The organism is Ochrobactrum sp. BTU2 (assembly GCF_024539785.1).
Classification (GTDB): domain Bacteria; phylum Pseudomonadota; class Alphaproteobacteria; order Rhizobiales; family Rhizobiaceae; genus Brucella; species Brucella anthropi.
The window spans coordinates 164,720-184,461 of the sequence record NZ_JAHWRG010000007.1 but is presented as its reverse complement, the minus strand read 5'-3'; the positions used below and the strand labels follow the sequence as shown (position 1 = coordinate 184,461).

Below are 19,742 nucleotides of genomic sequence, written 5' to 3'. Positions count from 1 at the left end.
ACGTGCAAATCGGATTAGCTCTGCCATGATTGCATGGAGGAGAGCATGAAGAACGCCCTGATCACTGGTGGCAGTCGCGGCATTGGTCGCGCTACCGTTCTGCGCAGCGCAGCGCAAGGCTGGTCTGTGGCTCTGAACTATGCGGGGAACGAACAGGCTGCGCAGCAAACGGTGACTGAGGCAGCGAAGCTTGGTGCGAAGGCGCTTGCGATCCAGGGCGACATATCCAGAGAACAAGACGTGATCGCCATGTTCGACAAGGCGGAGGCCGATCTTGGTCCGCTGAAAGGCGTCGTCCTGAATGCCGGTATCGTTGCTCAGACCATGCCGCTTGCGGATATGAGTGCTGATCGTCTGAAAATGATGTTCGACGTGAATGTTTACGGCACCTATCTATGCGCCCGCGAAGCAGCCCGGCGCTTGCAGCCAGACAGTGCCATAGTCATCGTGTCATCGATGGCATCGCGACTTGGATCGCCGTTTGAATATGTGGATTATGCCGGAGCGAAAGGTGCACTTGATACGCTGACCACTGGCCTGTCGAAAGAGCTGGCACCGAAAGGCATTCGCGTCAATGCCGTGCGTCCAGGCCTGATCGATACCGAGATCCATGCCAGTGGCGGCAATCCGGATCGCGCGGCGAGGTTGGGCGCCGGTACACCTATTGGACGCGCCGGCAAGGCAGAGGAAGTCGCGGAAGCCATTTTCTGGCTGCTCAACGACGCCCCCGCCTATGTAACCGGAACATTCATCGACGTTGCCGGTGGGCGTTAGTACTAAACCGCCTCAATCTATTTCTCACGCAGCTGATAGGTTTCCGCAACGTAGCGATAGCCCTCGCCTTCCCGCTTGAGATAGGCCAGTGCCGGAAACGGCATATGATAACCGATGAAAGGAAGCCTGTCGGTGGCGATCATGTCAAACATGCGCTTGCGGGTCTGGACGGCAGCATCCTTATCGATATCGAAGGAAACGTGCCATTCGGGCCGCTGCAACGTAATGACGAAATGGTTCGCCGTATCCGAGACCAACATCAACGACTTGCCGCCCGTTTCGACCCTGAAAGCCAGATGACCCGGCGTGTGGCCATAAGCTGCCACCGAATGAATACCGGAAATGACTTCGCTATCATCGCCCAGGAACGTCATCTTCTCCGCGAGAGGCTTGACGTTTTTGGCCACCATTTCAGCAACGGTCTTGGCGGGGCTGTCGAGCCGCGCGGGATCGGTCCAGAAGTCGAATTCTTTCTGTCCGGTGACGTAGCGCGCATTGGCGAAGGCTGGCTTGCCGTCTTCCATCAGTCCACCAATATGATCAGGGTGGAAATGGCTCAATACGACCAGAGACACATCGTCCGTCTTGTAGCCCGAAGCTTCAAGAGCACTGGCCAGTTTGCCCAATCCCGCTCCGCGAGCACCTGCTCCCATGCCGGTGTCAAACAGGACAAGCTCCTTACCTGTATTGATGAGCACTGGCGTGAAGCTGTTGACGAAGCGGTCGGCGGGCAGAAGATTTTCCTCAAGAAGTGCGGCAACCACTTTCGGGTCCTGATCGACCGCATATGTCTTTTCGGGCGCTTCGCCTGCTCGGCGCCCATCGGAAAGCGTGGTGATCTCGAAATCACCAAACTGAAAGCGATGGAAGCCCGGATTTTCTACCTGTGAAGGGGTTAGCACTTTAGGACTGCCTGTTTCGGCTGCCGCCTTGTTGAGCTCCAAAGGCGATAAAGCCAATCCGGCCCCGGCAGCAGATGCTGTAACAATGAAATTACGTCTTGAGATGGTCATCAATCGATCTCCCGGCATAATCTATGGATAAGAACGACAGGATACCCGAAAAAGCTCCCTGATCCATGGGATACGCGATCAAGTTTCTGTTGGCGCGATATGGGCGACACCCTCTTGCCTCTCCGTTCAAGAATCACTATTTACAGGGCCGCGCGGGACGACCCGCGCCAGTGTTCGCATCGGGGACGGCCCCATAGGAGGGTGTCCTATGGCAGGGCCGATCGAACAATTCGCAATCAAGCCCATCGTTGAACTTGGCGAAATCGGCGGCCAGCCGGTTGCTTTCACCAATTCGGCACTCTTCATGGTGCTGACGGTGCTGGGCGCGGCTGCGTTCATGTTCCTGTCGTCCCGCAGGGGCACCGTTGTGCCGGGGCGCTGGCAGTCCTTAGCCGAGATCCTCTACGAATTCGTGTCGAAGACATTGCGCGAGAACGCCGGGGAAAAGGGTATGGCTTTCTTCCCCCTCGTCTTCTCGTTGTTTCTGTTCATCCTGTTTGCCAATTTGATCGGCATGTTCCCCTATGCCTTCACCGTGACAAGCCACATCATCGTAACGTTCGCGCTTGCGATGCTGGTCTTCCTGACGGTCACGATCTACGGTCTCGTTCGACACGGGTTCAGGTTCTTCCGACTGTTCATGCCTGCGGGCGTACCGGCTGTGCTGGCGCCGATCATCGTGCCGATCGAGATCATGTCCTATATCTCGCGTCCGGTCAGTCATTCGGTTCGTCTGTTCGCCGTCATGCTTGCAGGGCACATTACGCTGAAAGTCTTTGCGGGGTTTGTTATCGGGCTGGGCAGTCTCGGAACGCTTGGCATGCTAACCGCTGTACTGCCGCTTGCAATGACCGTCGCGCTGACCGCACTCGAATTGCTGATGGCAGTTATTCAGGCTTACGTATTTACTATGCTGACCTGCATGTATCTCAATGATGCACTGCATCCATCACACTGATTAGAGCGCCGTGCGCAGTGACTTCGCGGGAAGGACGGCCTTCCCGCTTCTTCAACGAACGGGACGGCCCGTTCAGAACCCTTGTGAGGGAGCATTAGAATGGCATGGATTTATCTGGGACTGGCCGGAATTCTTGAGGTCATCTGGGCATATTTCATGAAAAAGTCGGAAGGCTTTTCCCTTCTGACACCGAGCGCCATCACCATCGTGACGATGATCGGCAGTTTCATTCTGCTTTCCATCGCCATGCGCAGCCTGCCGCTTGGAACAGCCTATGCAATCTGGACCGGCATCGGGGCAGTTGGTGCGTTTCTGGTGGGCATATTCATTCTCGGTGAAGCTGCAACCTTCTTCCGCGTTGCAAGCGTGACACTGATCCTCGCCGGCATCATCGGATTGAAACTCTCGTCCAGCTGATTCAATCCGCGTACAAAAGCAAAGGGAGGCGAAAGCCTCCCTTTTTCATGCGGTCCGAAATCGATCAGCGCACCTGATCGAGAAGACGCTTGCATTCGAGAAGATCGAACAACGCCTCCTGCAGAAGCGAGCGGTTGTCCTTTGAAGGCCGCTTTCCATCAGCTCCGATGGGGCCATCCTCCTCGCCCTTCAAGAGACCAAAGAGCTTGCGCGCCGGTTGCGGCGCCTTGATGCCGCTCGGCAGAGCCATTTCATTGTCAGCCGCCTCTTCGGCAGCGCGCTTATCGGCGGCAGCCTGCTTCTGGCGCGTAATCGCCTCAATCGCCTGAACGTCGCCATTGCCAAGCGCGATGATAAACTGTGCATTGTTTTCGCGAAGAAGACGCTGCACACCCTTGATCGTATAGCCCTGATCATAGAGCAGATGGCGAATGCCCTTGAGCAATTCGACATCGAGCGGCCGGTAATATCGGCGACCGCCGCCCCGCTTCATAGGCTTGATCTGGGTAAAGCGCGTTTCCCAGAAACGCAGCACATGCTGCGGAAGATCAAGATCATCCGCTACTTCACTGATCGTCCTGAATGCATCAGGGCTCTTGTCCATCCACTTGCCCTTTCCAGTGGTTCAGGTTTCGCCGTTGCGGCGCAACCTCGCCGATCCAGATAGTTCAACTCGCTGCCAACGCGAACGCGTCTGTAACACGAAAGGCGCTTGTTACCATCGGAATTTAGAAGACGGGAGTTAACAAACTCCAGCGTGCGGAAAGACACGGCGCAAACGTCATTCAAAACCGGACGGTGTGCAACACGAACTCTCTCTGAAAAGCCAGCCGCTTTCCAGATTTCAATATCAGCGAAGCGATTCGCTCCACTGAATCCATTATATAATATCAGAGCTTTATAAGCATCCCTTCATGCGAAGCCGAAAGCAGCATGGCCAGTTCGTGGCAAAGGACTATTATGACGGTTGCAACCAACAAAAAAAACAGCCGTCCTGCACGCGGCCATAAGTCGGGCGCAAAAGCGATGTCAGTTTTACAAGGATGGTGCCGAAACAAAATGCTGCCCGATGGGCAGCATGCAAATGTCGAGATCAAAAAGACCACTGGTAACTTTATGAATCTAGTAGATTTTTCGAGTTTGACGTTTGAAACGTGATCTATATCGGACGAGTATCAAACGTCAAATTCAATCCACTAGCAATTACTTCTGGCTTTTGGTTTCACGCTTCTGATGTTCCTGCAGAATACGCTGCTTGAGAACGTTGGAAGCTTTGAAAGTCATCACACGACGGGGAAGAATTGGAACCTCCTCGCCTGTTTTCGGATTACGGCCAATGCGCTCGTTCTTGTCGCGAACCTGAAATGTCGCGAAAGACGACAACTTCACGGTTTCACCGTTGACGATAGCGTCACAGACTTCATCGAGAATCATCTCGACAAGAGCCGCCGACTCCGTTCTGGAAAGGCCTACCTTCCGGTAAACAGCCTCTGCCAGATCAGCTCGCGTGACCGTCTTACCTCCCATGACCGAACCTGCCTGGTTAGCGTTTGAACAGATAATATCCTTACGTGACAGGACGTTACACAAATAAAAGCGCAACGGTCAAGCCGCGAGTTTCCTCACGGCAGATCAAATTTTTCGCTTACCAGCGCAACAGAACCGCGCCCCACGTGAATCCGCCACCCATTGCCTCCAGAAGAACGAGGTCGCCCTTCTTGATGCGGCCGTCCGCAACGGCGGTCGCGAGCGCCAGTGGAACCGACGCCGCAGACGTGTTGCCGTGGCGATCCACTGTGATGACAACCTTGCCTTCAGCGATATTCAGCTTCTTGGCGGAAGCATCGATAATGCGCTTGTTGGCCTGATGCGGGACGAACCAGTCGATATCCTCGGCTGTAAGGCCGGTTTCCTCGAAAGATGCCTCGATAACGTCCGTAATCATGCCGACTGCATGTTTGAAGACTTCGCGGCCTTCCATGCGCAGGTGACCAACAGTCTGGGTCGTTGACGGGCCGCCATCCACAAAAAGTTTTTCCTTGTGGTTGCCGTCCGAGCGCAGATTGGCGGCGAGAACGCCACGATCCGAGGTCAGCCCGTTGCCTTCGGCAGCTTCGAGAACCAATGCGCCGGCACCATCGCCAAACAGAACGCAGGTCGTGCGGTCATTCCAGTCGAGGATACGCGAGAAGGTTTCCGCGCCGATGACCAGAACGCGCTTCGCCATGCCGCCGCGAATATAGAGATCAGCCGTCGTGATGGCATAGATGAAGCCGCTGCACACGGCCTGCATATCGAAGGCAAAACCCTTGGTGATTCCCAGTTCGCGCTGAATTTCCACGGCACTTGCCGGAAAGGTATGGTTAGGCGTCGAGGTTGCCAGCAGAACAAGATCGATATCAGTCGGCTGCAAGCCGGCATTCTCGATTGCTGCGCGGGCCGCAGCCGTGCCAAGCGAAACCGTGGTTTCGTCATCGCCTGCAATGTGGCGCTCACGGATACCCGTGCGCTGCACGATCCACTCGTCGGAGGTTTCGATAATACCTTCGAAATCGGTATTCTTCATGACCCGCTTCGGCAAAGCCGAACCGATACCCCGCACGACAGACCTTATCATCTCTTATTTCCTGTCCTTACATGCGACCGGCGCGACGAACATTCACGCGCGCAGTCGAAAATTCTGGCCCTACACATACTCGGTAAAAGTTACTTCACCGCTTCGGCGCCGAAAAATAATCGGCAACCGCAAATCTTATCCAATTCCGTCTTCCGGATGGCTTTGCCGGATTTATGCCTTTGCAGCCTCGCCACCATCATTCGATACATGCGGATGACTGTGGTGGAAATGCGCCAGATCAGCCTCGATCTTTTCCAGAAGACGATTTCTCACCATGTCATAGCCGACTTCCACTGCCGAGCAGAAGCCTTCTGCATTGGCGCTGCCATGGCTTTTGATGACGATTCCACTGAGACCGAGGAAGACGCCACCATTGACCTTGTTCGGATCCATCTTTTCGCGCAGGCGATCAAACGCACCCTTGGCGAAAACATAACCGATTTTGGCAAGCAGCGTCCGGCGCATGGCCTGACGCAGCAGTTCACCCATCTGGCGGGCCGTACCTTCCGCAGCCTTAAGCGCGATATTGCCGGTAAAGCCTTCGGTCACCACCACGTCCACCGTACCCTTGCCGATATCATTGCCTTCAACAAAACCGGAATAGGCAAGTCCGTCGAGCGGTGTGTCGCGCAGAATCTGACCTGCTTCCTTGATCTCGTCGAGACCCTTTACCTCTTCCGTGCCGACATTCAGGAGCCCGACGGTCGGTTTGCGCACCTCGAACAGGGCCCGCGCCATACCAGCCCCCATAACTGCGTAATCGACGAGCTGGCGCGCATCGGCGCCAATGGTGGCTCCAACGTCAAGCACGATGCTTTCACCGCGCAGCGTCGGCCAGATGCCAGCAATCGCCGGGCGCTCGACGTCCGACATCATACGCAGACAAAATTTGGACATGGCCATCAATGCACCGGTATTACCGGCGGAAATACACGCCTGGGCGTCGCCGGTCTTCACTGCCTCGATGGCCTGCCACATGGAAGATTTACCGCGACCGGCCCGCAGCGCTTGGCTCGGCTTGTCATCCATGCTGATGGCAACCTGGCTCGCGCGGAACTCGGATGCGGCTTTCAGCTTCGGATAACGTGCCAGCACGGGCTCCACCTGTGCGGGGAGACCGAAGAATATGAAACGGATGTCAGGATGGCGCTCAAGCGCCTTCGCTGCGCCGGGGATGACCACTTCAGGGCCAAAATCACCGCCCATCGCGTCAATCGAAATTTTGATCACTCTTGATTGTTCCTGTGCGATCCCTGCCCCTGCTCTGCTTTTTGCAGCAGACAGGTTTTCGGCGAAAATAGTGTTTTTGCGTTTCCGCACAACCAAATTCTGTCAAACCACTCTGAATTACGGCTTCTTTTGCCATTCTGAAAGCTTCGCAAACGGCGAAACGGGCTTCTCTTCACCGTCGTCGTCCCCGAAAACCTTAGGCTCACTCTCGTCCGGCAAACCCGGCTTGCGAGGATAAGGATCGATGGCGAGATCGAAGAATTCCTCGGCAATTGCGCCGACATCGATCCTGTCGCCGACAAAAACTTCCGGAATGTCCGCGCCTTCGGCATCGAGCAGCATTTCGCCGCTTTCATCAAGCTCAATCCGTGCAAGCCTCGAATTTTCCGGCACGAAGATCGTGTCGACGTCGTCGGCAATGCTGTTGGTCAGCGGCTCCAGCGTCACGATGCAGGACTGGACGATTTCCGCATCGATACGACCCCGCACCCGGATGCCGTCCTTTTTCCAGGGTGTAATCAGAAATTCCGCAGCAAAGGCATTTACAGCCTCTAGCCCATGGGCTGCCGCGAGTGCTGCGCGCTCTTTCTCATCCGTGCCTATTTTCACCGTCACGCCCTTTTGCGGCAGGTGAAGAACCGGAACAGGATAGGTGAGCGCCGGTTTGTCAGTCATTCTCATTGGCCTTTTCAGCATTGTTTTTTGGCGCAAAGTCCATTTGATCCGCATCCATATAGGAAATGTCGCCTGCCGCCAAAGCATCGTCCGCAATTTTTTGCAGCCGGTCACGGCATCCCAGAACATATTCACTTAAATGGTGGGCATGCGGCCAGAATTCGAGGTCCGGGCGGATATTTCGCGTGAGTGCGGCAGCCAGCGCGTCTGCATCATTTGCATCCAACGCCTCCCCATAAGCTGCGACCCGACCATAGAACATGCGTGCAAGCTTCTTCATGCGCTTCGGGACGCCCTGGTCACCGATACCGAGTTCGCGCAGCGAATGATCGACATCCTTGAAAAACTCGTCGGCGATTTCCTGTGCCAGATCGGCAAGCGCCTTGTTTTCTCCCCTCATCCGATGCAGGGCGAGGAAAATATGCAGCGAAAGCATTTCATAGCGGCCAAGCGGCGTATCAGGCACCTGAAATTGTGCATAAAACCGTTTTTGCCGCGCCGCCGCCACGATCACCTCGTAAACGCGAAGCATAATTGCCTCGTTTGCTTTCGATTTGCGGCGGAATAGTTGGAGAATCATGTCCGTACGACCGTTCCAGTTGCATAAATAAGCAAGGTGGTTTACCGAAGTTCTCCCGACGGCGAAAGTGCCGCGCTGATTTAGAATGTATGGAGAGGTCTTTGTTGCAGCGAATTTTTCCAAGTGCATCCTCTGGCGTACGCAAGCAGGGTGCCCTTCTCGCAGGCACGGCAATTCTCGTCGCAGTAGCTCTTGCCGGATGTAACACTGCATCCACGCTCAATCCGTCCGAAACGCTGACAGAGGGTTACGTACTCGATCAGGGTGCGCTTGATTCGGTTCCTGTCGGCTCCAGCCGCGAGCAGGTGCTTCTGGCGCTCGGTACGCCGTCCACCACCGCGACCTTCGACAATGAAGTGTTCTACTACATTTCGCAGAAGCGTTATCGCGCCGCGCAGTTCATGAAGCCGAAGATCATCGAGCGGCAGATCCTCGCCATCTATTTCAACAAGGACGGCAAGGTCGAGCATATCGCCAATTACGGCCTGAAGGACGGTAAGCTGTTCGACTTCGTGTCGCGCACCACGCCGACAGGCGGCAAGGACCAGACCTTCCTCGGTCAGATCATTCAGGGCGTTTCCAAGGCCCCGACATCGTTGCCGGGAGCTGCAGGTGGCGCCAGCAACTGATCCGGTCATATCCTGACAAAAAGAAAACCCGCCTTTACGGCGGGTTTTCTTTTTTCACAATGCATGTCCGTCAGGACATATGCGCCAACACAGTCAACAGAAGAAGGGCCACGATGTTGGTGATCTTGATCGCCGGATTGACAGCCGGACCGGCCGTATCCTTATAGGGATCACCAACCGTATCGCCGGTCACTGATGCTTTATGCGCTTCCGACCCTTTCAGGTGCTTCACGCCGTCGGCATCGGTAAACCCGTCCTCGAAGCTCTTCTTGGCATTGTCCCATGCGCCACCTCCGGACGTCATGGAAATCGCGACGAAGAGGCCGTTGACAATAACGCCCAGAAGCGATGCGCCGAGCGCTGCAAAGGCTGCAGCCTTCGAGCCTGAGATAAGCAGCACGCCGAAATAGACCACAATCGGCGCCAGCACAGGCAGGAGCGACGGGATGATCATCTCGCGAATGGCCGCCCTGGTCAGAAGATCGACCGCGCGGGCATAGTCCGGGCGCTCCTTGCCGGTCATGATGCCTGGCTTTTCACGGAACTGGCGGCGCACTTCCTGCACGACCGCGCCTCCGGCCCGGCCCACGGCGGTCATCGCCATGCCACCGAACAGATAAGGGATCAGGCCGCCAAAGATCAGCCCCGCAACCACATAAGGGTTGGAGAGATCGAAGGAAACCGGCCCCATATCGGCGAAATAAGGATAGGTCTGTCCGTTGGCGGCAAAGTAGGCCAGATCGTTGGAATAGGCCGCGAACAGCACCAGTGCGCCAAGCCCTGCCGAACCGATAGCATAGCCCTTCGTGACGGCCTTGGTAGTGTTGCCAACGGCATCGAGCGCATCGGTGGCCTTGCGGACTTCCGGGTCGAGACCGGCCATTTCCGCAATGCCACCCGCATTATCCGTGACCGGACCGAAGGCATCGAGCGCAACGATCATCCCGGCAATACCAAGCATGGCAGTGACGGCGATTGCCGTACCGAACAGACCAGCCAGCTGGTAGGTCGAAATAATACCGCCGACAATCACGATCGCTGGCAGAGCCGTGGATTCAAGCGAAACCGCCAGCCCCTGAATGACATTCGTACCGTGCCCTGTTACCGAGGCCTGCGCGATGGAATTGACCGGACGTTTGTTGGTGCCGGTATAGTATTCTGTGATCACAACGATCAGACCGGTAACGATCAGACCGATCAGTCCGCAAATGAAGAGATTGGTGCCGGTAATGCTTTTACCAGCCACAGTACCGATTTCACCCCAGCCAACGGTCAGCGTATTGGCAATAGCAAGACCAACGATGGAAAGCAGGCCCGTCGCTATCAGCCCCTTATAGAGGGCACCCATGATGGAGCCATTGACGCCGAGCTTGACGAAAAATGTGCCCACGATTGACGTGATGACACAGGCGCCGCAGATCATCAGCGGATAGAGCATGACGCTCGAAAGAATGTCCGATCCGTTGAAGAAGATTGCGCCGAGAACCATGGTTGCGACGACTGTCACCGCGTAGGTTTCGAAAAGGTCGGCAGCCATTCCTGCGCAATCGCCGACATTGTCGCCGACATTATCCGCAATGGTTGCTGGGTTGCGCGGATCATCCTCTGGAATACCGGCCTCGACCTTGCCGACAAGATCGCCGCCGACGTCAGCGCCCTTGGTGAAGATACCACCGCCAAGACGCGCGAAGATCGAGATCAGCGAAGCACCGAAGCCGAGCGACACCAGCGCATCGATAACCGTGCGGTCGGACGGCGAATAACCAAGCCAGACAGTGAGAATGAAATAGTAAACGGATACGCCGAGCAGCGCGAGCCCTGCCACCAGAAGGCCGGTAATGGCCCCTGACTTGAAGGCCAGCTCAAGCCCTCCGGCGAGGCTGAGTGAAGCTGCCTGGGCGGTGCGCACATTGGCGCGAACCGAAACGTGCATTCCGATAAAGCCGGTAACGCCCGACAGAACCGCGCCAATCAGGAAACCGATTGCGGCACTGATCGACAACAAATACCAGGCTGCCAGAAAGACCACGACGCCGACAATGGCAATCGTCGAATATTGTCTTGTGAGATAGGCTGAGGCACCCTCGCGGATGGCTTCAGCAATTTCCTGCATGCGCTGCGTCCCCTGATCGGCTGCAAGAACCGAACGGATCGCCCATATGGCGAAAAGAACGGAAACCACGCCGCAGGCAATGACGAGAACTAAGACTGCCACTCCCATTTGCATAAAGGCCAACTCCCATTGAGCTCGCGCTGGCTACCGTCAGACCGCGAGCCGCGATTGTCGGCAGGCACATGCGCAGGTTAGGCCCGAAAACCCCTCCCCGGACCCGATTGAGCGGCATGGAAGTGCCTGAAGCCAATGCAAGATACCGGGCTTCTTCGGTATATTCACGTCTGGAACTTACGCCTAAAGCGGATCGCGATCTTTCAGATTCGCTCTCAGCGCTTTATGTCTCTGATTTCAGGCCTGTCGTTCTCGCAAAACTGCTACGCACTTTTGCGCGACATGCCTGAGAAATCAATCAATTGGCGCGATTCCTTGCATTTCAGCATTCTCAATGCCGCGTACCCAACATGCGAAACGGTTTAACAAACGTCAAGTCGTTCTTTGCCAGCGTACAATGAAAGAAGGGCTGCGATTTCTCACAGCCCTTTTTTCATGATTATTGTCAGGGAAGCCGGATCAGCGCGGTTTCACACCGCGGCTCTCGCCACGAATGACGAATGCCAGGCGATCAAGTACGGCATTGACCAGCTTCGGCTCGTCTTCCGTGTAGAAAGCCTTGGCGATATCAACATATTCCGACACGATAACAGCCGTCGGCACGTCTTTGCGTGTCTGCAATTCCCAGGCGCCAGCACGGAGAATGGCGCGCAGGGTCGAATCGAGACGCGACAGCGGCCAGTCTTCCGTCAGCGCCTGATGGATCATCGGATCGAGCTTCAGCTGTTCATCGACGACACCGGCCACGATTGCGCGGAACCATTGCGGATCGGCATCAAGATACTGCGTGCCATCCACTTCCTTGCCGAGACGGAAAGCTTCGTACTCAGCCACCACTTCCAGAACACCTGTTCCGGCAACATCCATCTGATAAAGCGCCTGGACTGCAGCAAGACGGGCAACACCGCGCTTGTTCGCCGTGCGTGGGAGATTGGGGGTTGGGCGGCCTTCGGTAGAAGAATTCATAATGATCAGACTCCGAACTTCTTGCGCAGGTCGATCATGGTCAGCGCAGCGCGGGCGGCAAAACCGCCCTTGTCCTTGTCTTCACGGCGGGCGCGTACCCATGCCTGCTCTTCGTTTTCGACCGTCAGAATGCCGTTGCCGATGGCGATGCTTTCCTCGACCGAAAGATCGGTGAGTGCGCGGCAGGATTCATTGGACACGATATCAAAATGATAGGTTTCGCCACGGATAACCGTGCCAAGCGCGACAAAGCCGTCATATTCCTTGCCGCCATTGTCTTCACCATCGAGTGCGAAAGAAATGACCGCCGGAACTTCCAGCGCGCCAGGTACCGTCACCACGTCGTAGGTTGCCCCTGCCTCATCCAAGGCTGCCTTTGCGCCATCCAGAAGCGCGTCGGCGAGATCATCGTAGAAACGCGCTTCAACAATAAGCAAATGCGGCGCATGCGCCTCGTGCTTGGACATGAGAGACTCCATGACAAATTTTGCGGACCGCAACGATTGCGGTCAACGCTTAAAATCGGGATATGCTTTTACAGCCTGGGAATTTAGGCTGTAAGCCTATTTCTGATATTGCGCAAGCCTTGCTGCGTAACGTGCCAGCTGGTCGATCTCGATATTCACCTTGTCGCCTGCTTTCCGCTCGCCCCAGGTCGTGACTTCAAGCGAGTGGCGGATCAGAAGCACATCAAACTCGTTGCCATTGACGCCATTAACCGTCAGCGAGGTTCCATCGAGGGCGACCGAACCTTTCTGGGCGATAAATGGGGCCAGTTCTTCCGGCGCACGCAGGGTGAAGCGCACTGCATCGCCTTCTTCCTTGCGCTCGACGATTTCAGCCTGCCCATCGACATGGCCGGAAACGAGGTGGCCGCCCATTTCGTCGCCAAGTTTCAGAGAACGTTCCAGATTGATGTTCCGTCCGCTCTGCCATTTGGAGATTGTGGTCAGGCGCAGCGCTTCTTCCCATGCCTCAACCTCGAACCAGCGGGCATTCGTGCCTTTTTCTGGCAGCGCCACCACTGTGAGGCAGACGCCTGAACAGGCAATCGATGCACCAAGCTCAATCGTTTCGGGATCATAGGCAGTTTCAATACGCAGAAGAACGCCTTCATTCAGCGGCTTGATCCGGTCAACCTTGCCGATATCGGTAATAATGCCTGTAAACATCAAGTCTCCTTCGTGCCTGATCCAAAAGTCGCCATGTCTTGGCTCGCAAATAGCGGTTTCCTGCGCTTCCGGCGCTCATGTACTTAAGTACACTGCGCTCCGGTTCTCGAAAACCACCATTTTTGCTGCGACCTGAGGCTTTTACATTCTGGCACTTACATATTCCGCATAGGCATCGTCGCCATAGCGAGCCTGCCTTAAGATTTTGAACTTGTCTGCGATATGGGTTTCAAGCCCGTCCACGGCAACCCCAAATTCTGAGCCGATTTCAACCGGCGAACGGAAGATGGCAAGCCGGTCCACCAGCCCCTCGTCCAGAAAGCTCTTCGCAACACCTGCTCCGCCTTCAACGAGAACCGAGGAAATGCCTTGCGCAGCGAGATCGTCCATCAGTTCGGGCAGAGCGATGCGGCAATCATAAGCTTCGGTCGCGAGAATCCGGCAACCGGCCGCCTGCAACTCGTAGCGCCGCTCCGGCAACGCTTCTTCACCACAGGCGATCCATAAGGGCTGGGCATCAGCGGTCTGTACAAGTTTCGAGGAAAGCGGCAAACGCAATCCGCTATCGAGCACCACCCGAACAGGCGAACGCTGTTCCAGCCCCGGCAGGCGGCAGTTCAACACCGGATCGTCGGCCAGGGCGGTTTCGATGCCAATCAGGATAATATCGGTCTGGGCCCGCAGGATATGCGACTGGGCGCGCGCAACCGACCCCGTTATTGCAAGCTGTCCCTCGCCCCGACGGCCGATCATGCCATCGGCAGAAAGTGCAAGTTTCAGAATCACTTCCGGGCGCTTCTTCGCAGATCGATTCAGATAGCCCGCAAGATCATCGGCAGCCTGTTCGGCAAGAATGCCTGGCACAACCTCAATCCCTGCCTCGCGCAGAATGGCAAAGCCTCTTCCGCTGACCCGTTCGTCCGGATCGGTCGCGGCAACCACGACACGCGCCACACCCGCCCGCACCAGCGCTTCCGCGCAAGGCGGTGTGCGTCCGTGATGCGCACAAGGTTCCAGCGTCACATAAGCCGTCGCGCCACGCGCCGCTTCTCCCGCGTCTGCAAGCGCCTGCGGCTCGGCATGAGGCCTGCCGCCAATTGCAGTCACGCCACGTCCGACGATGACGCCATCCTTGACGATGATCGTGCCGACGGACGGATTGGTTCCCGTCAGCCCCTTGTGACGCCGTGCATAACGGATCGTCGCTTCCATGAAGCGGACGTCATCCGCAGTTGCATTCGAAGGCGGAAATTTGCTGCCACTCATGCCTAAACGTCCAGATCGTCCTCGGTTTCAGCAACTGTCAGTTCATCAATGACATTGTGGAAATCGACGGCCTTGCTGAAATTGCGATAGACCGAAGCAAAGCGGATATAGGCGATATCATCGATGCCTTTCAGCGCATCCATGGCCAGCCGCCCGATTTCGTCGGACGTCACCTCCGCCTCACCCGAACTTTCAAGCTGGCGGACAATGCCGGAAATGGCGCGTTCCACCCGGTCATTATCGACGTCGCGCTTGCGTAGCGCCACTTCGATAGACCGCGTAAGCTTGTCGCGATCGAAAGGAACTCGGCGCCCGCTTTTCTTCACGACCATCAGGTCACGCAACTGTACGCGCTCAAAGGTCGTGAAACGGCCTCCACACACCGAACAGACACGACGCCGGCGAATGACCGCACCGTCTTCCGCCGGACGGGAATCCTTCACTTGCGTATCTTCAGACTGGCAATAGGGACAACGCATGGAACACTTTCGATTTCAATATCGGCAATTTCAATATCGGCAGCTTTAGCACTGGCGACGAACAGCTCATATGTGGGGACACCCCCGCCAAAAACTCAAGAGCTTTGCCATCGTCAACCGATTCCCGGCGATCATAGCCCATAAGCGGTAAGCTACCTACCAGATGCGACAATGAAAAAGCCCCGCTCAACAGAGTTGAACGGGGCTTCATCTCAATTATGGAAGCAGGCTTAACCCTGATAGCCATACATCGGGAAACGGTCGGTCAAGGCCATGACCTTTTCCTTCACGGCCTGTTCGACAGCGGCATTGCCTTCATCGGAATTGGCAGCCTTCAGACCATCCAGCACTTCGGCGATCAGCGAACCAATTTCCTTGAACTCGGTTACGCCGAAACCGCGCGTGGTGCCAGCAGGCGTGCCGAGGCGGACGCCGGACGTGACAAACGGCTTTTCAGGGTCGAACGGAATGCCGTTCTTGTTGCAGGTGATGTTGGCGCGGCCAAGAGCAGCCTCTGCACGCTTGCCGGTTGCGTTCTTCGGACGCAGATCGACCAGCATCAGATGGTTATCGGTGCCACCCGAGACGATGTCGAGGCCATTGGACTTCAGTTCTTCGGCGAGCGCGCGCGCATTGTCGACGACGTTCTTGGCATAAAGCTTGAACTCCGGCTTCAGCGCTTCGGCAAAAGCAACAGCCTTACCGGCGATGACGTGCATCAGCGGACCGCCTTGAAGACCCGGGAACACAGCCGAATTGATCTTCTTGGCGATGTCGGCGTCGTTGGTGAGGATCATGCCACCGCGTGGACCGCGAAGCGACTTGTGCGTCGTCGTGGTGCAGACATGCGCATGCGGAACCGGCGAAGGATGGACGCCACCGGCAACAAGACCGGCAATATGCGCCATATCGACCATGAGATAGGCACCGACTTCATCGGCGATCTCGCGGAAACGCTTCCAGTCCCAGACGCGCGAGTAAGCAGTACCGCCTGCGAGGATGAGCTTCGGCTTGTTCTCGCGTGCGAGGCGGGCAACTTCATCCATGTCGAGCAGATGGTCGTCCTTGCGAACGCCATAGGACACGACATTGAACCACTTGCCGGACATGTTGACCGGCGAGCCGTGGGTCAGGTGACCACCCGAATTGAGGTCGAGGCCCATGAACGTGTCGCCCGGCTGAAGAAGCGCAAGGAACACGGCCTGGTTCATCTGGCTGCCCGAGTTCGGCTGAACGTTGGCAAATTCGGCGCCGAAGAGCTTCTTGGCGCGTTCGATGGCCAGTTCTTCCACGACGTCGACATACTGGCAGCCGCCATAATAGCGCTTGCCCGGATAGCCTTCGGCATATTTGTTGGTGAGGATGGAACCCTGCGCTTCGAGAACAGCGCGCGAAACGATGTTTTCCGAGGCAATCAGCTCGATTTCATGGCGCTGACGACCGAGTTCGTTGCGGATTGCTCCGAAAATCTCGGAATCGATGTCCTCGAGGCTTGCATTGAAGAAAACGTCGGACGACGCGTTCTTGGCGGCGGCGTTGGCTTGAGACATGTTTCACACCCTCCGGGTTAGCCGGTAAAAGCTATATGGATGAGGCGCATTATCACACTTGAATGCACAAGGCCAATGGTCGCAAAGCGAAAAGCTTATTCCAAAATGCGGCAAACCGATTTGATAAATGCCTTGCAACTAAAAAGCCGCCCGGAACGGGTCCGGACGGCTTTGGAAAATCAAACTCAAGATGAGAATCAGGTGTCGGTGCCAAGAGCGAGTTCGGTTGCGCCATCCATCTTGTAGATGTCGTCGCGGAACTGCACCACGCCGTCGCCGGTAGACCACGCAGTAATGTAAACAAAATGCAGCGGAACCGGATCGGCGAGCTGGATCGGCGTGTTCGTGCCCGACTTGATCGTGCTTTCGATGTTCTGACGATCCCAGCCTGCGGTGTTCTTCAGCAGCCACACATCGAGGTCGCGCACGTTCTGGACGCGAACGCAGCCCGACGAGTCGAAACGCATGAGCTTGTTGAAATAGCTCTTCTGCGGCGTGTCGTGCATGTAAACGGCGTACTGGTTGTGGAAGTTGATCTTGGTCGAGGACATGGCGTTGATCTTGCCCGGATCCTGACGGAACATCAGCTTTACCGCATCGTCCGTATTCCAGTCGATGCTTTCCGGCGCCACTTCCTGACCGGACTGGTCGTAGAGGCGGATCTTGTTCTTCGCCAGATATTGCGGGTCTTTCCGCATCAGCGGAATGATATCCTTCTGGATGATCGACTTTGGCGCAGTCCAGTAAGGATTGAGAATGACTTCGTGAATCTTCGAATTGAGGATCGGCGTCTGACGGTCGATCTTACCGACAACTGCCGTATGGCGCTGCATGACGCTGCCACCTTCAACGGCCTCGATACGCGCAGCCGGGATGTTGACCATCACGAAACGCTGTTCCTGCAGGCCCTGATTGGCGAGAGGCGAGAGACGCTGCAGATTGGTCTGGAGCTGGCCGAGACGCGTATTCGCGTCCACATTCATGGCCGCATAGGTGAACTGTCCCATGACGCCGTCGGCCGGCAGACCATGACGGGACTGGAAGCGCTTCACGGCAGCATCGACATAGGTGTCGAAAGAACTGGAAAGCCCGGCTTCCTGTGGCAGATCGCCAGAAATCATGAGGCGCTTGCGCAGTGCCTGGACGGACGGATCGGTGACGCCGATCTGGAGTTTTGTATTACCCGGAACGCTCGGCCAGCCACCGCGGCCGGCAATGTCGGTATATTGAGCGATAGCGGTCTGGAGATTGCCAACCGTCTGCGGGCTCAAAACCGGCTGGTTGGTTGCGACCCGCTGGCCACCCGTCGCGCGGGCATCGAACTGGTCAGCCCAGTTGCCGCGACGCGACGATGAGATTACATCGGTCAGAGCTTGTTGAGCGTAAGCCGAGGAAACCATGGCGGAGGCTGCCACGGAAAGGCCGGCGGTTGCCGCGCCGCGCAGGAAACTGCGGCGGTCTACTCTTAAAGTATCGGCTGGTCTGTCGGTCTTGGTCATTTTGCTTAGTCCCAAAAGGCTAACCGCTCGCGCGGGATCTTCCCAGAGAATATCAGCAATAGGTCAACAAGGCGATATCCGGACTGCAGACGATGCAAAGCTGCTCGCTCATCCGAAATTCGATTTCGAGCCCATTCCTGACTGAAGGTGGCACAATATTGCCCGTGCCGCTCTAAAACGCTTATGTCGTTTTTTATGGCTTAATCATGTCGCATGGCCCGAATTTCAAGCCATGCGCCTTACGATTGGGAGCTTCACAGCGCCTTATTCTTCTCAATGGCAGCCTGTTGTGACAGTTCTGCAACAAAGCAGTCAGTCAGTTAACACCGACCCGCTTTCTTTAGAGCCGGTAAGCGATGCTGTCGTTCCAGAAACGGTCGAGACGCTGCAGCGACTTGTTCATCGCCGTGAATTCTTCGACCTGAATACCGCCAACCTGTTCGATCGAGGAGATATGGCGTTCGTAGAGCGAAGCCACCTGATCGGCAATAGCATTGCCCTTGTCCGTCAAGCTGACGCGCACCGAACGACGGTCAACGCGCGAGCGCTGATGATGAATGAAGCCCATTTCGACCAGCTTCTTCAGGTTGTACGAAACGTTCGAGCCGAGATAGTAACCGCGCGAGCGCAGTTCACCGGCGGTCAGTTCCGAATTGCCGATGTTGAAGAGCAGAAGCGCCTGCGTCGCATTGATGTCGCTCTGGCCATTGCGGTCGAACTCGTCCTTGACGACGTCGAGCAGGCGGCGATGCAGGCGCTCGACCAGCTGGAGCGCTTCCAGATAAAGCGAACGAAGTGCGGTTTCCGGTGTCGTGAGCGGAGCGGATATGTCCGTCTTGCGCTGTGCGTTGATCATTTCTTTTGCCTCTCTGTTGGAGCCGCATTCCATGAAACCATGATGCAGCTCTCTGTCCTGTTTTATGCGGTGTATTGTTTCTCACCGTGTCTTGAGAGGAATTTAGGGGAGATGCATAAAATTCGACTTAAAAGTCAGCCTTAACAGTAACTTACCGGACAGATTGACCATTCAGGCTTAATGTTTACTTACTCTGCGCCATTTGCGGGACCGCGCCCGGATACATTGTTACAGCGCAAGAATGCCGGTTTTCCGGGCCTTAGAAAGACCTGCTACATTAAACTTTCGTCATTTGAGAAGTGTCTGGATAGTGGCTAAATACGAGCCATCAACAATCCATTGGAGGGACCATGGCGCTTCGTCTTGCACATTATTTCGTGGTCGGCGGGCTGTTAAGCTTTACCGGCTTTGTGAGTTTCGCTCATGCTGAACCGGTTACCGCAGCTCCGCAAATGACCATGTATAAAGATCCCTATTGCGGCTGCTGCGAGGGCTGGGCTGAACATATGAAAGCTGCTGGCTTCAATGTGACGGTTAAAGTCGAGGAAGCGATGGACACCGTAAAGGCAAAGTATGGCGTTGGTGCCAATCTCGTCTCATGCCACACGGCAGTCGTCGATGGATATGTCATCGAGGGACATGTTCCTGCCGGTGCAGTCAAGCGGCTGCTGGCAGAACGCCCGCAGGCAACGGGACTGACTGCACCCGGCATGCCGATGGGATCGCCGGGCATGGAAATGCCGGGCAGCAAAACCGATACCTATGATGTTCTGCTTTTCAAAGGCCAGATGACGAAGCCCTTTGCCCGCTATGAGGGTACGCAAGCGCTCTAGA

Annotated in this window: 22 protein-coding genes; 6 read left to right on the top strand and 16 right to left on the bottom strand. The window is 56.0% G+C overall.

Annotation, left to right across the window (positions count from 1 at the left end):
* Positions 1-45 precede the first annotated feature (45 nt).
* The gene (locus KWJ32_RS20565; protein WP_040129440.1) at positions 46-774 is read left to right on the top strand and encodes an SDR family oxidoreductase; all 729 of its coding nucleotides are present in this window, start codon (positions 46-48) and stop codon (positions 772-774) included.
* Positions 775-791: 17 nt separating this feature from the next.
* Here the strand turns inward: KWJ32_RS20565 and KWJ32_RS20560 are convergent, their stop codons facing one another.
* On the bottom strand, positions 792-1,787 hold the full coding sequence (locus KWJ32_RS20560) for an MBL fold metallo-hydrolase (RefSeq protein ID WP_010661106.1): 996 nt from the start codon (positions 1,785-1,787) through the stop codon (positions 792-794).
* A gap of 208 nt (positions 1,788-1,995) precedes the next feature.
* Between KWJ32_RS20560 and KWJ32_RS20555 the strand changes: the two genes are divergently transcribed.
* Positions 1,996-2,745 carry a F0F1 ATP synthase subunit A gene (locus tag KWJ32_RS20555; protein WP_040129442.1) on the top strand — a complete coding sequence of 250 codons (750 nt, stop codon included), beginning with the start codon at positions 1,996-1,998 and terminating at the stop codon, positions 2,743-2,745.
* A 99-nt stretch (positions 2,746-2,844) separates the two neighbouring features.
* Positions 2,845-3,162 carry a quaternary ammonium compound efflux SMR transporter SugE gene (gene sugE, locus KWJ32_RS20550; RefSeq protein ID WP_010661104.1) on the top strand — a complete coding sequence of 106 codons (318 nt, stop codon included), beginning with the start codon at positions 2,845-2,847 and terminating at the stop codon, positions 3,160-3,162.
* A 64-nt stretch (positions 3,163-3,226) separates the two neighbouring features.
* On the opposite strand, the gene KWJ32_RS20545 is transcribed toward sugE, so the two are convergent.
* Positions 3,227-3,766: a MerR family transcriptional regulator gene (locus KWJ32_RS20545; protein ID WP_010661103.1), complete on the bottom strand. Its 540-nt coding sequence runs from the start codon at positions 3,764-3,766 to the stop codon at positions 3,227-3,229.
* A gap of 329 nt (positions 3,767-4,095) precedes the next feature.
* Between KWJ32_RS20545 and KWJ32_RS20540 the strand changes: the two genes are divergently transcribed.
* Complete coding sequence (locus tag KWJ32_RS20540; protein ID WP_144243796.1) at positions 4,096-4,320, top strand: hypothetical protein; 225 nt, start codon at positions 4,096-4,098, stop codon at positions 4,318-4,320.
* A gap of 45 nt (positions 4,321-4,365) precedes the next feature.
* Here KWJ32_RS20540 and KWJ32_RS20535 read toward each other — a convergent pair whose 3' ends face one another.
* The 5 genes from KWJ32_RS20535 to KWJ32_RS20515 form a co-directional block, all read right to left on the bottom strand.
* Positions 4,366-4,689: an integration host factor subunit alpha gene (locus tag KWJ32_RS20535; protein WP_010661102.1), complete on the bottom strand. Its 324-nt coding sequence runs from the start codon at positions 4,687-4,689 to the stop codon at positions 4,366-4,368.
* A 118-nt stretch (positions 4,690-4,807) separates the two neighbouring features.
* Positions 4,808-5,779, bottom strand: coding sequence for a beta-ketoacyl-ACP synthase III (locus KWJ32_RS20530; protein WP_010661101.1), 972 nt, complete (start codon positions 5,777-5,779; stop codon positions 4,808-4,810).
* Positions 5,780-5,950: 171 nt separating this feature from the next.
* Positions 5,951-7,009 carry a phosphate acyltransferase PlsX gene (plsX, locus tag KWJ32_RS20525; RefSeq protein ID WP_010661100.1) on the bottom strand — a complete coding sequence of 353 codons (1,059 nt, stop codon included), beginning with the start codon at positions 7,007-7,009 and terminating at the stop codon, positions 5,951-5,953.
* 117 nt (positions 7,010-7,126) lie between these two features.
* The gene (locus KWJ32_RS20520; RefSeq protein WP_256886208.1) at positions 7,127-7,684 is read right to left on the bottom strand and encodes a DUF177 domain-containing protein; all 558 of its coding nucleotides are present in this window, start codon (positions 7,682-7,684) and stop codon (positions 7,127-7,129) included.
* Positions 7,677-8,264 (bottom strand): ubiquinol-cytochrome C chaperone family protein, encoded by a 588-nt coding sequence (locus tag KWJ32_RS20515; protein ID WP_010661098.1) that lies wholly within the window; start codon positions 8,262-8,264, stop codon positions 7,677-7,679. The genes KWJ32_RS20520 and KWJ32_RS20515 overlap by 8 nt, the downstream gene beginning before the upstream one ends.
* Before the next feature lie 101 nt (positions 8,265-8,365).
* Between KWJ32_RS20515 and KWJ32_RS20510 the strand changes: the two genes are divergently transcribed.
* Entirely contained in the window at positions 8,366-8,893 is a 528-nt protein-coding gene (locus tag KWJ32_RS20510; protein ID WP_029376233.1) for an outer membrane protein assembly factor BamE, read from the top strand.
* A gap of 70 nt (positions 8,894-8,963) precedes the next feature.
* On the opposite strand, the gene KWJ32_RS20505 is transcribed toward KWJ32_RS20510, so the two are convergent.
* The 9 genes from KWJ32_RS20505 to KWJ32_RS20465 form a co-directional block, all read right to left on the bottom strand.
* Positions 8,964-11,120, bottom strand: coding sequence for a sodium-translocating pyrophosphatase (locus KWJ32_RS20505; RefSeq protein WP_256886207.1), 2,157 nt, complete (start codon positions 11,118-11,120; stop codon positions 8,964-8,966).
* Between the two features lie 459 nt (positions 11,121-11,579).
* Entirely contained in the window at positions 11,580-12,086 is a 507-nt protein-coding gene (nusB, locus tag KWJ32_RS20500) for a transcription antitermination factor NusB (RefSeq protein ID WP_010661094.1), read from the bottom strand.
* A gap of 5 nt (positions 12,087-12,091) precedes the next feature.
* Entirely contained in the window at positions 12,092-12,553 is a 462-nt protein-coding gene (locus KWJ32_RS20495) for a 6,7-dimethyl-8-ribityllumazine synthase (RefSeq protein WP_010661093.1), read from the bottom strand.
* A gap of 96 nt (positions 12,554-12,649) precedes the next feature.
* Positions 12,650-13,258 carry a riboflavin synthase gene (locus KWJ32_RS20490; protein ID WP_010661092.1) on the bottom strand — a complete coding sequence of 203 codons (609 nt, stop codon included), beginning with the start codon at positions 13,256-13,258 and terminating at the stop codon, positions 12,650-12,652.
* A 141-nt stretch (positions 13,259-13,399) separates the two neighbouring features.
* Positions 13,400-14,524, bottom strand: a complete 1,125-nt coding sequence (gene ribD, locus KWJ32_RS20485; protein ID WP_040129445.1) for a bifunctional diaminohydroxyphosphoribosylaminopyrimidine deaminase/5-amino-6-(5-phosphoribosylamino)uracil reductase RibD — start codon at positions 14,522-14,524, stop codon at positions 13,400-13,402.
* A 2-nt stretch (positions 14,525-14,526) separates the two neighbouring features.
* Positions 14,527-15,003: a transcriptional regulator NrdR gene (gene nrdR, locus KWJ32_RS20480; protein ID WP_010661090.1), complete on the bottom strand. Its 477-nt coding sequence runs from the start codon at positions 15,001-15,003 to the stop codon at positions 14,527-14,529.
* 230 nt (positions 15,004-15,233) lie between these two features.
* Positions 15,234-16,553: a serine hydroxymethyltransferase gene (gene glyA, locus KWJ32_RS20475; RefSeq protein ID WP_010661089.1), complete on the bottom strand. Its 1,320-nt coding sequence runs from the start codon at positions 16,551-16,553 to the stop codon at positions 15,234-15,236.
* Between the two features lie 197 nt (positions 16,554-16,750).
* A complete protein-coding gene (locus tag KWJ32_RS20470; RefSeq protein WP_010661088.1) occupies positions 16,751-18,052 on the bottom strand; it encodes a murein L,D-transpeptidase in 1,302 nt (433 codons plus the stop codon).
* Positions 18,053-18,392: 340 nt separating this feature from the next.
* Positions 18,393-18,908 carry a MarR family winged helix-turn-helix transcriptional regulator gene (locus KWJ32_RS20465; protein WP_010661087.1) on the bottom strand — a complete coding sequence of 172 codons (516 nt, stop codon included), beginning with the start codon at positions 18,906-18,908 and terminating at the stop codon, positions 18,393-18,395.
* A 350-nt stretch (positions 18,909-19,258) separates the two neighbouring features.
* Here KWJ32_RS20465 and KWJ32_RS20460 point away from each other — a divergent pair, with 350 nt between their 5' ends.
* A complete protein-coding gene (locus tag KWJ32_RS20460) occupies positions 19,259-19,741 on the top strand; it encodes a DUF411 domain-containing protein (protein ID WP_040129447.1) in 483 nt (160 codons plus the stop codon).
* The last annotated feature ends 1 nt before the right edge of the window (position 19,742 follow it).

Coding starts and splice junctions, on each gene's coding strand:
- KWJ32_RS20565 (WP_040129440.1), top strand. CDS start 46: ATGAAGAACGCCCTGATCACTGGTGGCAGTCGCGGCATTGGTCGCGCT.
- KWJ32_RS20560 (WP_010661106.1), bottom strand. CDS start 1,787: ATGACCATCTCAAGACGTAATTTCATTGTTACAGCATCTGCTGCCGGG.
- KWJ32_RS20555 (WP_040129442.1), top strand. CDS start 1,996: ATGGCAGGGCCGATCGAACAATTCGCAATCAAGCCCATCGTTGAACTT.
- sugE (WP_010661104.1), top strand. CDS start 2,845: ATGGCATGGATTTATCTGGGACTGGCCGGAATTCTTGAGGTCATCTGG.
- KWJ32_RS20545 (WP_010661103.1), bottom strand. CDS start 3,766: ATGGACAAGAGCCCTGATGCATTCAGGACGATCAGTGAAGTAGCGGAT.
- KWJ32_RS20540 (WP_144243796.1), top strand. CDS start 4,096: ATGGCCAGTTCGTGGCAAAGGACTATTATGACGGTTGCAACCAACAAA.
- KWJ32_RS20535 (WP_010661102.1), bottom strand. CDS start 4,689: ATGGGAGGTAAGACGGTCACGCGAGCTGATCTGGCAGAGGCTGTTTAC.
- KWJ32_RS20530 (WP_010661101.1), bottom strand. CDS start 5,779: ATGATAAGGTCTGTCGTGCGGGGTATCGGTTCGGCTTTGCCGAAGCGG.
- KWJ32_RS20520 (WP_256886208.1), bottom strand. CDS start 7,684: ATGACTGACAAACCGGCGCTCACCTATCCTGTTCCGGTTCTTCACCTG.
- KWJ32_RS20515 (WP_010661098.1), bottom strand. CDS start 8,264: ATGATTCTCCAACTATTCCGCCGCAAATCGAAAGCAAACGAGGCAATT.
- KWJ32_RS20505 (WP_256886207.1), bottom strand. CDS start 11,120: ATGCAAATGGGAGTGGCAGTCTTAGTTCTCGTCATTGCCTGCGGCGTG.
- nusB (WP_010661094.1), bottom strand. CDS start 12,086: ATGAATTCTTCTACCGAAGGCCGCCCAACCCCCAATCTCCCACGCACG.
- KWJ32_RS20495 (WP_010661093.1), bottom strand. CDS start 12,553: ATGTCCAAGCACGAGGCGCATGCGCCGCATTTGCTTATTGTTGAAGCG.
- KWJ32_RS20490 (WP_010661092.1), bottom strand. CDS start 13,258: ATGTTTACAGGCATTATTACCGATATCGGCAAGGTTGACCGGATCAAG.
- ribD (WP_040129445.1), bottom strand. CDS start 14,524: ATGAGTGGCAGCAAATTTCCGCCTTCGAATGCAACTGCGGATGACGTC.
- nrdR (WP_010661090.1), bottom strand. CDS start 15,003: ATGCGTTGTCCCTATTGCCAGTCTGAAGATACGCAAGTGAAGGATTCC.
- glyA (WP_010661089.1), bottom strand. CDS start 16,553: ATGTCTCAAGCCAACGCCGCCGCCAAGAACGCGTCGTCCGACGTTTTC.
- KWJ32_RS20470 (WP_010661088.1), bottom strand. CDS start 18,052: ATGACCAAGACCGACAGACCAGCCGATACTTTAAGAGTAGACCGCCGC.
- KWJ32_RS20465 (WP_010661087.1), bottom strand. CDS start 18,908: ATGATCAACGCACAGCGCAAGACGGACATATCCGCTCCGCTCACGACA.
- KWJ32_RS20460 (WP_040129447.1), top strand. CDS start 19,259: ATGGCGCTTCGTCTTGCACATTATTTCGTGGTCGGCGGGCTGTTAAGC.